Raw genomic sequence first — 14,739 nt, forward strand, 5'->3', positions numbered from 1 at the left:
GCACAAAGGAATTGGGTTTTGAGGGGGTTAGAGGTTAGAGAAAACTCGGGGTACTTAAAAGCGATTTAGAAACTAAAGAATTTGGGAGTATTCTTGAACGTGCTTGTTGCTAGATTTTGTGACATTGGGTGCTCCTTTATATTGAAAGTTTTTTTCTCTACCTTAAATGATAGACCAGGTTATTCAAGCTGTATTTAATGAATAACTTGTACAGATATTTATTTTTTTATGCGATAATTGCTTAAAAAATTATGATCATTCTGTATTACTTTCTATGATTTTTAGTCAATATTTAAGTTTAAAAAAGACACCACCTGCATGGGTTTGGGTGTTTGTTTTTTTACTGTCTATTTCTGGCACGTTTTATTTAGGGCTTAACCCTGATTTTATTGCACACTGGTGGGGGTATTTGGTTGGATTTAATATCATCATGAGTTTGGTTGCTATTTATTATATTTATGCGGATGTATTACGCCTTAAGCGTGATGTTAAAGGCGATATTGTAGGCTCTAAATTTACTTGGTCTTTTGTTAAAATTGTGCCAGTTTTGGTGATTGTGCCTGTATTGTCCTTTTATATATTCTCATTCCAAACGATTCAAAACAACGTTAAAGATTCAGAAAAAGCGTTTAATGTTTTTAGTCAAAACTTTATTCAGCAAGTCAATGGTTTATATAGTGGTGTACAAAAAATCAGAGATGAACGTTATACTGAACAAACAAAAAGATTACTAACTTTAATTACTTCCTTTGGCAGCTTCCAAAAAGATGCTAAAAATTATGCACAAAGTATGCAGATATTTCTTGATGGCCTAATTGATAAAGGCTGGGCTTGTCAAATTACATTGTTAAATGCTCAAGAAGAGGTGGTTGCTAAAACAGCAGATGTGACTAATTGTATGGCGATTGAAGAGCAGCCATTGCCAGATACACAGCCGCGCATGATTAACGAAGATGAGACTGCAAATGTTATCCAAGTAAAAATGTCAACGCGTTATCTTTCAAGCATATCAAATCAAGATTTGTTTGTGGTTGATGTAGTGTATGCAACTGATCCAGGACTTTTAGGGTTTTTGTCACAAGTTAGAGGATTTGCTAGTGCAGCGCAAAATATTAAATTCGAGATTAATACTTCAATCACTCAAAAACGTTTTATGATTGATTTTTCATCCACTATATTACTGGCAATACTTAGTGTACTTATGGTGGTTTTTCGTATGATTGAACGGCTAATGAAGCCACTGAATAATTTATCCATCGCCACGCAAGAAATTGCCAAAGGTAATTATGATGTACGTATTGCTAAACAAAAAGAAAGTGAAGATGTGCGTAGTTTGATTGAGCAATTTAATACCATGTCTAGACAAATCAAGGCATCTCGTGAGGGTTTAGATACACACAATTTGTATTTGGAAACGATTCTTAAATATTCTTATGGCGTGATTGCGCTTGATCAAAATAGGAAGATACGTCTCATTAATCCAGTGATTGGTACAATGTTGGGCATTAAAGATGAAAAGCTATTCATTGGTAAAAAATGCAACACTATTGTTAATCGCTATTCAAATTTAGAACCTCTGTTTTTAATGACACAAGATAAATTTAAACGAGATGAAAGTGAATGGAGTGAAGAGATTGAAATTACTTTGGCTAGTCAACATTTGTTATTATCGTGCCAAGGTGCGGCACTTAAAAATGACAATGAAACCTTGGGCTTTGTCATTGTGATTAAGGACATCTCGAAATTAAACAGGGCTCAGAAAAAAGCTGCTTGGGGGAAAGTGGCAAAGCGCATGGCACACGAAATTAAAAACCCACTAACGCCCATTTTATTATCTGCTCAGCGTCTTAGAAATCGATTTATGGGCTCTTTAAAGGGCAAAGATTTAGATGTTATTGATAAAACTACAAATACCATCATTCACCAAGTTCAATCCATGGACACCATGGTGAGTGCATTTGCTGATTATGCTAATACACCTCAAATTGAAAGGAAGCCTTGTGATTTGAATGCGTTAATTAAGCAATCTATCGCGCTTTACGACGACATAAGCAATATGAGTATTGATTTTGATTTGTCTGCTGGTATTCCACTACTACTTTTAGATAGCCATAGTATTTCTAGAGTGTTGATTAATTTAGTGAAAAATGCCAGTGAAGCAATGATTGACGGGCGTGATTTAAACGTTAAAATCACAACAGAATATTTACCAAAACAAGCCATTGTGCGTTTAAGTATCACAGATGATGGAGATGGTTTTGATAAGTATGTACTTGATAGAGTGTTTGAGCCTTATGTAACGACTAAAATTAAGAGCAGTGGTTTAGGGATGGCGATTGTGCAAAATATTATTAAGCAGCATGAGGGTGAAATATTTGCTGGCAATGTTAAACCGCATGGTGCGATGATTACCATCGAGTTTTATTGTAATAAATAAAAGGAAAGGGTTATGGATGACACACTAGCCATTGGTAGAATTCTTATTATTGATGATGAAAATATTAATGCAGAAACGATGATGGATACACTGGAAGATGTTAATTACTATGTAGTTCTTGCAGTTAATGCCAACCAAGCCAAAACCATTATAAAAGATCAAATTTTTGACTTGGTTATGATGGATGTTTGGATGCCTGGACAGGATGGTATGTCGTTGTTAGAAGAATGGACTCAGGCTGGTTTTTCTACACCGATTGTGATGATGTCTGGTCATGCAGAACATCAAGATGTAGTCAGAGCAATTAAACTAGGTGCGGTTGATTTTTTGAAAAAACCACTGCATGATATTTTGCCATTGGTGCGTAAGACTCTATCGGAGCAAGTACTAGAGAAATCTGGATACACTATTAGTGGTATTGAATTTAATGCACCACTTAAAGAGGCGAGAAATATTTTTGAGGTACAATATTTCAATCACCACTTACAAGAGAACAACCATAATATTGCCAAAGTTGCAACACTTGCAGGATTAGAAAGAACCACTTTATATCGTAAGTTAAAAGATTTAGGTATTGATAAAAAATAAAATAGTATGAAAATCTTAATTTTAGGTGCAGGACAAGTTGGTGCAACATTAGCCAAATATTTAGGCTCAGATAATGATAATGACATTACCATTATTGATAAAGATGAGTCTAATTTATCAAACCTACAACGTCATTTAGACGTTAAAACCGTGTGTGGTCATGCTTCATATCCTAATGTTCTAGAGGAGGCAGATATTAAGAACATGGACATGGTCATTGCGGTAACGCGCTCAGATGAAGGCAATATGTTGGCTTGCCAGATGGCACACACTTTGTATCAAGTAGAGAAAAAAGTAGCGCGTATACGCACCGCTGAGTATTTGCATAGAAAGGAGTTATTTTCACCTAATGCCATTCCAATTGATTTTATTATTACACCTGAAGAATTGGTGACTAATTATATTAAACGTGTGGTTGAAGAGCCAGGTGCTGAGCAGGTGTTTGAATTTGAAAATGGGCTGGTTCAATTGGTAGAAACTAGAGCTTATGCAGGCACACCAATTGTAGGGCATCCTATTAAAGATTTACACGAACATTTGCCAAAAACACGGGTGCGCATTGTTAGTTTGTATCGCAATGGTAAGGCTATTCCTGCATCAGGAGAAACAGTTATTCGTGATGGCGATCGGGTTTATTTCATGACCAAAAAGGCTAGTATTTCTAAAGTGATAAAGCAATTTAGGCGTGAAGATAAAGCTTATAGAAATATTATTATTGCGGGCGGTGGACGTATTGGTCTTAATTTGGCAAAGTTCTTAGAAAGGGATCATCATGTTCGTATTGTTGAGGTGAATAAAGAGCGTGTTAGTAAGATTGCTGATGAGCTTAATAATACATTAGTACTTTTAGGCAATGCTTCTGACGAGGAATTATTATTAGAAGAGGGTATTGAAAGTACAGATTTATTTTTAGCCCTAACGGATTCTGATGAAATTAATGTTATCGTTTCAATTTTAGCCAAACGCTTAGGCGCACATAAGACGATTGCTTTGGTTAAGCGCAATGTCTATGAAGATTTAGCCAAGCAAAGTGAAGATGTGGACATGGTTATATCACCTGACCAAATTACAGTGAGTGGTATTTTAGCACATATTCGCAAGGGTGACACTATGATGGTGTACTCATTGCGCCAAGGTAAGTCAGAGGCAATTGAGGTTATTGTGCATGGTGATAAACATCATTCAGATGTTGTGGGTAAAACCATTGAGCAAATCAATTTACCAGATGGTGTGGTCGTAGGTTCAGTCGTTAGAAATCATGAGGTTATTATGGGGTCGCGCACTTTAGTTATCAAGGAAGGAGACCATGTGTTGTTGGTATTAACTGATGTGAGTAAAATTCACGAAGTGGAAGAGTTGTTTGAAAGATATTTTGATTAATGATTATTAAAAATGCAATTTAGTATTGTTTTTAAAACCATTGGCTTATTGTTAATGGTATTTAGTTTAACGCAATTACCACCCATTGTTGTTGATTTTATTTATGCTCAAAACGAAGCCCCATCTTTTTTCGCCGCTTTTTCTTTAACATTGTTAAGTGGTTTTGTTTTATGGCTGCCTTTTAGAAAATCAACCAAAGGTTTTAGGATTCGTGAAGGAGTGCTAGTAGTGGTGAGTTTTTGGCTTGTTTTATCCTTATTTGCGACCACGCCATTTTTATTATCAACCTCTTTGGATATGCCCTTTAGTGATGCATTTTTTGAATCCATGTCAGGGCTGACAACCACAGGTGCAACAGTACTTTCTGGGCTAGATGATTTACCTAAAGCACTGTTGTATTATCGTCAGCAACTTCAATGGCTGGGTGGCATGGGTATTATTGTTTTAGCAGTTGCTATCTTACCCATGTTAGGGGTTGGTGGTATGGAGCTTTACCATGCAGAATCAAGCGGTATTTCTAAAGAAAGACTCACGCCAAAGTTAGCTCAAACTGCCAAAGCACTATGGAAAATTTATATTAGCTTGACAGTTGTTTGTGCATTGGGTTACTACCTTGCGGGTATGGATGGATTTGATGCAATTGGACATAGTTATGCAACGGTTGCTATCGGTGGTTTTTCTACTCATGATGCATCAATTGGCTATTTTAATTCTTATGCAATCGAGTTAGTGGCAATGGTCTTTATGCTATTGGCAGGTATTAATTTTTCACTACATTTTCTTGTTTGGCGCAAGCGCAATATATTTATTTATTTGAAAGACTCTGAATTCAAAACTTATTTGTTAATTTTAAGTACATCAATTTTATTACTATCAAGTTATTTGTTTGATAAAGGCTACTATCAAACTATTAAAGAGGCGATTAGATATGGCGTATTTCAAAGTATTTCTATTATGACCACTACAGGCTTTGTCAGTACAGATTTCTCATTATGGCCATTCGTGCTACCTGTGTTTTTAATTTTTGGTAGTTTTGTTGGTGCTTGTGCTGGCTCTACGGGTGGCGGTATTAAAGTTGTTAGAATATTATTAATGTTTAAATTAGCCATGAAAGAGATTAAAAAATTTATTCATCCTAATGCACAAATCAACATTAAACTTAATCAAAAAAGTGTTCCTGAGAATACCTTGGTGTCAGTTTGGGGGTTTTTCTCTCTATACGTAATCACCTTTGTTATGATTATGATTATGTTGATGTTTACTGGTCTTGAGCAAGTGAGTGCGTTTTCAGCAACTGCAGCGTCTATTAATAACTTAGGTCCAGGTTTGGGTGATGTTGCTGCTAATTATGGCAATATTAGCGATACAGCAAAATGGATTCTAAGTTTTTCAATGTTATTAGGACGACTAGAAATATTAACCTTAATGGCTTTGTTGCATAAGGCTTTTTGGCGTTTTTAAACACACTGTAAAGGTTACTCTACTATAATATTGTAGTTTGGTAAGGCGTTTAGTAGTTGTTTGCCATAAAATTTAGAAACCAAGCGATTGTCAAAAATGGTGATTTTTCCTGTATCAGTTTCTGTGCGAATCAAGCGACCACAAGCTTGAATGAGTTTAAGTGATGCATCGGGTAGAGATATTTCCATAAAAGGATTTCTATTTTGTGATTTAAGATAAGTAGCTAATGTTTTATCAATGGGTGAAGTAGGTACACTAAAACGCAATTTGGCAATGACAACATGGGTAAGGTTATCACCTTTTAAATCCACTCCTTCAGCAAAACTATCCAGCCCAAAAATAACACTGCCCTTGCCTTGTTTGCGCAAACCAATGTGTTTTTCTAAAATATGCTTTTTGGAATATTCGCTTTGAACAAATAAAGTACAATCTAGCTTTTTTTCTACCAAATCTACCACTATTTGCATTTGTTTATTAGAGGCAAATAGTACCAATGAACCTTCATTGCTATCAAGCCGTTTAAGTAGTTGTGATGCTACTTCTTGTGTGTGCTCATACACTTGAGCTGGACTGGCTTTAAGTTTGGCAATGATGAAATCTACTTGGTTAAACACAAAGGGTGAGGGTAGGCATAAATATTGGTTTTCATCTTTTAGTAGTCCTAATTGTTTGTTTAAGCGCTCAAAACTACCGAGTGATGTTAGCGTGGCTGAAGTAAGAATGGCACCTGAAATTTTTGACCAAATAAGCTGGTCTAGATTTTTTGAAACATCGGTTTGCGCGCTATTAAGCAAGTAGCTGGTTTTTTTATTTGCGAGTGTACTTTTTTCGACCCAGCGTGAATATGGCGCTTTATTTGGCTCATCTTTTTGCAAGAAAGATGAAAACAAAGTAATAATACTAAGTAAATGCTGTTCACATTCAGCAGCTGCATTACTAATAGAATCACTGATGCTTTTGTCTATGATTGTTATTTTTAAATAGTTGCTCCAAGATTCTTTTAAAAGTGTGAACTTGGTTTGAACAGTGCCAATAAGTGTTAGAATATTTTCACTTATCTGTTTGATAGATTCATCAACAACACCCTGGCTAAACAAATAAATATTGTTATTAAATCCTAGTTGTTTTAACAGTCGAATTAAATCAGTCAGATAATCATCAATTTGTTTGATGTTAATATTAGGCACATCTTGTTTGCTAATTTTGCATAATTGCTCACTAACTGCTTTGGTTTGTCTAACGCTGGTTTTGATAAACTCAGTGCTAGTGGTTAATGAAAAGCACAACAATGCCTTTGAATTTAAGTGGTGCGCTTCATCAAAGATAAAGATTGATTCGCTAACATCAGGTAGCATAGTATTTCCTGTGCTAAGGTCAGCCAAAACCAAATCATGATTAGCGATAATGACATCTGCTTTGGTAATTTGCCGTCTGGCTTTAAAAAAAGCGCAGTCTTGATAAAACTCACAGCTTTTTGTTGTGCAAGTAAAACGATTGCAAGCTATTTTTTGCCAAATAGAATGATCTGGCGCGTGCATCAAATCATCGATTTCTCCATTCCATTTCTTAGTTGAGTAATCATTTAGCATCTCACTGAGTTGTTCTAATTGATATTTTTCTGGTGGATTGTCAAATAGTGACATTGATTTAAATAAAGAATTATCACTCGTGTTATCTTCACACACGTTAATTAAATTACGAACACAAACGTAACGCGAACGCCCCTTAACCAAGGCATACTCAAAATCAACGCAACAATATTTTTGTGCTTGTGGCATGTCTTTAAAAAGTAATTGTTCTTGCAAGGCAACATTAGCACTAGAGATAATCAGTTTTTTTTTGTTGGCTTTAACGATAGGAATACTGCCAAGTAAGTAAGCAAACGTTTTCCCTGTACCTGTGGGCGCTTCAACACATAGAATATTGTTGCCTTTGTATTCTCCTGATAAAGTTTTAGAGATTTCAGCAATCATTTTGTTTTGTGCTTGGCGTACTTTAAAGCCATCCATGTCTTTTTTTAAGCTCATAAATGATTGGCGGATTTGAGCTTTTAACTTATTTGAAAGCATGATTTTATGACTGGCGTTGTAAGGAAAGATTGCACAATAAAATCAATGCGTCTTTATAATCTGAGTCAGGTATCAGCTTGAGCGATTGCTTGGCAAGTTGGGTTGATTTGTGTGCTTGATTGCGAGTATAGTTAAAGGCTTTGACAGATTGTAGAATTTTAATCACTTGTGCTATTTTGGAATTATCTGCTTGGTTAATAGAGTCTTCTAAAAGTTTCCTATCATCACCGAAAGTATGGGAAAGTGCATAAATCATAGGTAATGTGGCTTTCCCCTCACTTAAATCATCACCCACTTCCTTACCTATGATTTTTGCATTTGACTCATAATCAAGCACATCGTCCATAATCTGGAAAGCGTTACCAAGATGTAAGCCATAGTCTTTTAATGCAGATTCTTGGGCTTTATCAACACCTGATAGTAGCCCCCCAATTTGAGTAGCTGCCTGGAATAAACATGCCGTTTTTCGCTCAATCACTGCGTAATATTCAGCTTCAGTCAACTCAGTATTTTGGCAATTTAATAATTGTAATACTTCACCTTCAGCAATACTATTAGTGGTTTTAGAAAGAATACGCATAATGGACATTGAATTAGACTCAACTATCATTTCAAATGCGCGAGAATACAAAAAATCACCCACTAAAACACTGGGTGCATTGCCCCAAACTTCATTAACGGTGTCTTTTCCTCGGCGCATTATAGACTCATCAACAATATCATCATGCAATAAAGTGGCAGTGTGAATTAACTCTATCACTACTGCCATAAGGTAGTGGTATGTACCTTGATATTCAGTTGCACGCGCACAAAGTAATAACAGCAGTGGACGTAAGCGTTTGCCACCAGCGTGAATAATATGATGACTCATTTGATTAATCAAAGCAACATTTGAACTTAAACGATTAATGAGTATTTCGTCTGTTCTTTGTAAATCTAATTTTAAGAGGGATTGAATATCGCTTAAACTTTTCATGGCAGTTATTTTACACGTGAGTGGTATGGGTTATTAAAAAAACCAATACTTGTATCACCTCAGATTGGATTTAATTTATTTGCAAGCAAATACACCTCTTTAGACCTTGCTCTTGAGGCTTTTGGTTTTCGGATGGTAACAGAAGAAAAAGAAGATCGACACGACTTAACGAACTCGTCAAACCCATCTCCTTGAAAGACTTTGACAAAGAAATAGCCTGAAGGTGTTAAGGTTTTAATTGCCATATCCAGTGCCAGTTCACATAAATACATAGATTTAGGGATGTCAACTGAGAGTTGGCCGCTCATATTAGGTGCCATATCGCTTAAAACAACATCAATTTTTTTACTCATAGTGATATCTAAAAGCGCTTTATAAACACTATCTTTAGTGAAGTCACCACGTAAAAAATCAACCCCATCAATGGGCTTTATATCCAATATATCACTAGCAATAACTTGACCAGATTTGCCCACAGTTTTTATTGCCACTTGGCTCCAGCCACCAGGGGCAGCACCGAGATCAAACACTTTATCCCCCGATTTGATAAATTTATCTTTGTCAATCATTTCTATAAGTTTGTAAACGGCGCGAGAACGATAGCCTGCCTTTTGTGCCTTTTTAACAAACCCATCGCTTAGATGTTCACTCATCCAACGCCCTGAACTGCCCTTTTTTGCCATATCAATAATTCCTAATATTGGAGGGTATTTTACGGGATAATGATGTTTTTTTTGCATTGACCTATCCTGCATGAACACTAAATTAAGAAACATTGCCATTATTGCCCACGTTGACCACGGTAAGACAACTTTGGTTGATAAATTGCTTGAACAATCGCAAACGTTTGATGAGCGCTTTGAATCAACTGATCGAATGATGGATTCAAATGATCTTGAGAAGGAGCGTGGCATTACTATTTCTAGTAAAAATACTGCGATTAAATGGCATGATTATCATATCAATATTGTAGACACGCCAGGCCATGCTGATTTTGGTGGTGAAGTAGAGCGTGTACTGTCTATGGTTGATAGTGTGCTTTTGCTTGTAGATGCACAAGAAGGCCCAATGCCACAAACACGCTTTGTAACGAAAAAAGCCTTTGACCAGGGCTTAAACCCAATTGTAGTGATTAATAAAATTGACAAAGATGCAGCACGCCCCGATTGGGTAATTGACCAAATGTTTGATTTATTTGACCAACTGGGTGCAACTGACGAGCAATTAGATTTCCCAATTATTTACGCTTCAAGTATTAATGGCTATGCCTCATTAGAAGATGATGTACGTTCAGGTGATATGACACCCATGTTTGAAACCATTATAAAACACGTTAAAGCGCCGGAAGTTGATATTGATGCGCCTTTACAAATGCAAGTCACTGCACTTGATTATTCCTCATTTATTGGGGCAATTGCTATTGGTCGCATTACACGTGGTACAATTAAGAAAAATATGCAAGTTGTGGTGATTGACACACAAGCCAATGAACGCAAAGCTAAAATTGCAAACCTTCAAAGTTTTCTTGGTTTAGAAAAGATTGATACAGACAGTGCACAAGCAGGTAATATTATTGCCATTACTGGCATCGAAGGTATTTCAATTTCAGATACAATTTGCGATCCTGGGGTCATTGAGGCGTTGCCGCTTTTGCGTGTAGACGAGCCAACCGTTTCTATGGCATTTCGCGTGAATGACTCCCCATTTGCTGGGCAAGATGGTAAGTTTATCACCTCACGAAATATTCGTGACCGCTTAGATAAAGAACTCATTTACAATGTTGCACTTCGGGTTGAAAACACAACCGATCCATCTGAATTTATTGTTTCAGGTCGTGGTGAATTACATCTGTCAATTTTAATTGAAACCATGCGCAGAGAGGGCTTTGAGTTGGCAGTAGGGCGTCCACAAGTCATCTTAAGAGAAATTGATGGTGTGATTTGCGAGCCATTTGAAGATTTAAGTGTTGATGTAGAGACTCAACATCAAGGCACTGTGATGGAAAAGTTAGGCGAACGTAAGGCTGAGCTAACTAAGATAATGCCAGATGGTAATGGCAGAGTAAAGCTGGGCTTTAATATTCCTGCACGTGGTTTGATTGGCTTTAGAACAGAATTTTTAACAGTAACGACAGGCACAGGCCTGATGAATTCAACCTTTGATGCTTATAAACCTCAAAAACAAGGGAAAATTGGTCAGCGTTCTAATGGCTCTTTGATTTCAATGAACCAAGGGCAAGCAGTTGCTTATGCCATTTTTAACTTACAAAAAAGTGGTAAATTTTTTGTAAAGCACAACACCGATATTTACGAAGGCATGGTAGTTGGCATTCATACACGTGATAAAGATTTAGTGATTAATGTTATAAAGGGTAAGCAATTGACCAATGTACGTGCATCAGGTACTGACGAAGCTGTATCACTAACACCTACCATTAAGCTTGATTTAGAACAAGCGTTAGAATTTATTGATGATAATGAATTGGTAGAAGTAACGCCCCATAATATCCGTATTCGCAAGCGTTTATTAACAGAGAATGAACGCAAAAGGGTGCGCGTAAAATCTAAATAAAAGGTAGCTTTTGCTTGCTTGTTATCAACACCAGTGCTAATGGTATACTGCTGCTATGTTTTTTTGATTAAAGGTTTATGGACAACATTCTTATTTTTTTTGTTAAGCAAAAAAAGCTAGCACTGGTCTTTACGGTTTCTATTATTGCCCTTGGTCTTTTGACATTAAGCGGTATTCAAAGAGATAAATTCCCAGCGGTAGATTTTGAAGAGATGAGTATTGTAACCACCTATCCTGGCGCCTCTCCTGAAGATGTCGAACAGAATGTTACCAACCCAATTGAAGACGAACTGAAAAGTATTTCAGGGATTGATAAATTTAGCTCAACCTCTAAAGAGGGAAAATCTAGCATTATTGTTACACTTTCTCAAGACATTAGTGATATTGAATCGTTAAAGCAAAAAATTAGGAATGCAGTTAATCGTATTAAATCATTACCTAAAGAAGTGGATGATTTACCTTGGGTAATTGATCAGAAAAATTCACTCAAAAGTATTTTAAAAATTAACATCAGTAGTGGTGACTTGTCTTATCAAGCATTGAGAGATGTTACTGATGATATGGCTGATTCTTTAGCACTGGTTGAAGGTGTGTCGAAAGTTGTTAAAGAAGGTTTTCTTGACCGTGAAATTCAAATTAGGGTTAATCCTGATAGCCTGTACCAACATAAGCTGTCCTTACCTCAAATAATTGAAGCGATTAAAAAGCGCAATAAACGCTACGCTGTTGGTAGTAATCATGATGATATTAATGAAAAAACCATTGTTGTTTTGGCTAAGTTTGATGAGATTCAAGCTGTAGGTGATGTGATTATTAAATCAACATTTGATGGGCCTATTATTCGCCTAAAAGATGTTGCAACCATTGTTGATGGAAACAAGGAGGAGACTTCTATTACTCGCGTGAATGGCACTAAAGGTTTTATTCTGAGAATTCGTAAACAAGAGCATGCCGATGTAATTACCACGGTTGATTTGGTTAAAGAAAAAATGTTGAATTTAAGGGCTAAATATCCAACCAGTCTGCAAGTTTTTTATTCATCAGATGAGTCTAAACATGTTCGTAATCGGCTTAATATCGTAACTAATAATGGCTTAATTGGCTTATTTTTGGTATTGGTTATATTGGGTTTATTTTTATCATTTAAAACAGCTTTTTGGGTATCAATTAGCTTGCCAATATCTCTTTTGGGCACAGTGGCTTTATTAGGCGCAACAGGTGAAACCATTAATCTTGTTTCACTAGCTGCGATGATTCTAGTGCTTGGCATTGTGGTGGATGATAGTATTGTGGTGGCAGAGAGTATAGATCATTACAAACAATTAGGAAAAGACAGACATCAATCTGCTGTGCGCGGATTTAAGCGTGTAATTTTACCTGTAATAACGACAATTTTGACCACAATCTTAGCTTTTTCTTCGATGTTTTTAATGGGTGGTACGATGGGTAAATTTATCTACGTCATTCCTTTAGTGGTTATTTTTGCTTTAACTCTTTCTTTTTTAGAAGTTAGTTTAGCATTGCCAGCACACCTTGCCAGTAGTGATGAAAAAACCAAAGGCAAGACATGGTTTACATGTATTGAAGATTGGTTTGAAGGTTTTTTAACAAAAGTATTGAAATGGCGTTACGGTGTTGTTGTTATTTTTAGTCTTGTTCTGATAGGCACTTTATATTTTGCTAAAACTCAAATGAAGTATGTGCAATTTCCTGCAGTGGGAGCAGACAGTATTAGCGGAAGATTGCAAATGCCTATTGGCACCTCCTTAGAGCGTACAGAGTTTATTTCCAAACAAGTAGAGGAAATGATTATAGAAGTTGTGGGTGAGGATTTAGACTCATTAACCAATAATGTTGGCCATTATTTTACTCATGTAGCTAAGTTTACTATTGAACTGGTACCATCTAGTACAAGAGTGCAAACACCTAAAGTCTTACTTGCCCAGTTAAAAGCACGCGTTAAGAACATAAAAACTGCACAAAAATTAAAGTTTTCAATAGGTAGGCCAGGTCCAACACAAGGCGAAGATGTAGAGATTAATTTGGTAGGTAGTGACAATATTCAGCGTCAGAATGCTGCTGATACTTTAGAAAAAATATTATTAAGTATTGATGGTATAGACAACATTGAGCGAGATGATGAAGCAGGTAAAACACGTATTGAGGTGGTGATTGATTTTGAAAAAATGGCCAGATTCGATGTTGATTTTTTAGTGGTTAATGATTATTTAAAGGCAGCTTTTACAGGCATTAATGTCACTAACGTGCGCTATGGTGATGATGACGTTGATTTTAGAATTTATCTGGGTAGTGATAAACAGTCAGAGGATTTTTTAGCATTACTAAAAGTTAATAATCGCCAAGGTCGTCCCATACCGCTTAAACAATTTGTTTCGTTGCAAAAAATTAAGGGGGAGCCAAATTTTAATCATTTTAATGGGCAGCGCTCAGCCGTACTTAGCGGTAGTGTTGATGATGAGATAACAACTTCTGGTGTAGTTATTAGTCAAGCACTCAAGCGTCTAGATTTAGCTAACAATTATCCTACAATTAGAGTGACTAGTGAGGGTGGCGATAAAGATACAAAAAAATCAATGGATAGCTTTAAAAAGGCATTTTTCATGGCAATTCTTGCCATATTTTTATTACTAACCTTGTTATTTAATTCTTATTCACAGCCAATACTGGTCCTAATTGCTGTGCCTTTTTCTATTATTGGTGTTATTTGGGCCTTTTTTCTTCATGGGGAGACGCTTAGCTTTTTTGCAATATTAGGTACACTGGCATTAGTGGGGGTTATTGTGAACGATTCTTTAGTGATGGTGGCCCATTTGAATTATTTAAAGGCAAAGTTTGCATCTACCATGAGTGTTTACGAGTGGATTGCTCAAGGTGCAAAAGACCGATTGCGCGCTGTTGTGTTAACAACATTAACAACTTTAGCAGGGGTAATGCCACTTGCTTATGGCATTGGTGGCACTGACTTTATTTTACAACCTATGGCGCTTTCACTTGGCTATGGCTTGTTGTTTGGCACATTAATGACACTTATTCTATTGCCTTGTTTGTATTTAATTAACCATAAGTTTATCAGCTGGGTAAAAAAACTTTAGGGCAAACTGTTAAAATTTAGTCAATAAGTTTTGTTCTCAAGTAGTATTTTATTTGCTTAATCAGCGCTTTGTGTATGCTACTGCCTTTTTAAATCGTTTATGAAAATAATGCCAGGGAGAGGAGGGCTCTTGGTAGAGATGGAT

General features: G+C 36.3%; 9 protein-coding genes. 6 read left to right on the top strand and 3 right to left on the bottom strand.

The window, feature by feature from the left end; all coding sequences use genetic code 11:
- Positions 1–274: 274 nt before the first annotated feature.
- From HUE58_RS01285 to HUE58_RS01300, 4 genes are read left to right on the top strand one after another with little or no spacing between them, the layout of a single operon-like run.
- Positions 275–2,437: a sensor histidine kinase gene (locus tag HUE58_RS01285; RefSeq protein ID WP_174605284.1), complete on the top strand. Its 2,163-nt coding sequence runs from the start codon at positions 275–277 to the stop codon at positions 2,435–2,437.
- Positions 2,438–2,449: 12 nt separating this feature from the next.
- A complete protein-coding gene (locus tag HUE58_RS01290) occupies positions 2,450–3,025 on the top strand; it encodes a response regulator (protein ID WP_174605285.1) in 576 nt (191 codons plus the stop codon).
- A gap of 6 nt (positions 3,026–3,031) precedes the next feature.
- Positions 3,032–4,405 carry a Trk system potassium transporter TrkA gene (trkA, locus tag HUE58_RS01295; protein WP_174605286.1) on the top strand — a complete coding sequence of 458 codons (1,374 nt, stop codon included), beginning with the start codon at positions 3,032–3,034 and terminating at the stop codon, positions 4,403–4,405.
- A gap of 12 nt (positions 4,406–4,417) precedes the next feature.
- Positions 4,418–5,866 (top strand): TrkH family potassium uptake protein, encoded by a 1,449-nt coding sequence (locus HUE58_RS01300; protein ID WP_174605287.1) that lies wholly within the window; start codon positions 4,418–4,420, stop codon positions 5,864–5,866.
- A 14-nt stretch (positions 5,867–5,880) separates the two neighbouring features.
- Here HUE58_RS01300 and dinG read toward each other — a convergent pair whose 3' ends face one another.
- Genes dinG through rlmE form a run of 3 tightly spaced genes read right to left on the bottom strand, consistent with a single transcriptional unit; the run spans position 5,881 to position 9,594 of the window.
- A complete protein-coding gene (gene dinG / locus HUE58_RS01305) occupies positions 5,881–7,893 on the bottom strand; it encodes an ATP-dependent DNA helicase DinG (protein WP_246260828.1) in 2,013 nt (670 codons plus the stop codon).
- Between the two features lie 46 nt (positions 7,894–7,939).
- Positions 7,940–8,911 (bottom strand): polyprenyl synthetase family protein, encoded by a 972-nt coding sequence (locus tag HUE58_RS01310; RefSeq protein ID WP_174605289.1) that lies wholly within the window; start codon positions 8,909–8,911, stop codon positions 7,940–7,942.
- 59 nt (positions 8,912–8,970) lie between these two features.
- Positions 8,971–9,594: a 23S rRNA (uridine(2552)-2'-O)-methyltransferase RlmE gene (rlmE, locus tag HUE58_RS01315; RefSeq protein ID WP_174606207.1), complete on the bottom strand. Its 624-nt coding sequence runs from the start codon at positions 9,592–9,594 to the stop codon at positions 8,971–8,973.
- Positions 9,595–9,664: 70 nt separating this feature from the next.
- Between rlmE and typA the strand changes: the two genes are divergently transcribed.
- Positions 9,665–11,482: a translational GTPase TypA gene (gene typA / locus HUE58_RS01320; protein ID WP_174605290.1), complete on the top strand. Its 1,818-nt coding sequence runs from the start codon at positions 9,665–9,667 to the stop codon at positions 11,480–11,482.
- A gap of 77 nt (positions 11,483–11,559) precedes the next feature.
- A complete protein-coding gene (locus HUE58_RS01325) occupies positions 11,560–14,595 on the top strand; it encodes an efflux RND transporter permease subunit (RefSeq protein WP_174605291.1) in 3,036 nt (1,011 codons plus the stop codon).
- Positions 14,596–14,739: the final 144 nt, after the last annotated feature.

The sequence above is a fragment of the Candidatus Ruthia endofausta genome, from assembly GCF_013342985.1.
In the GTDB taxonomy this organism is placed as follows: domain Bacteria; phylum Pseudomonadota; class Gammaproteobacteria; order PS1; family Pseudothioglobaceae; genus Ruthia; species Ruthia endofausta.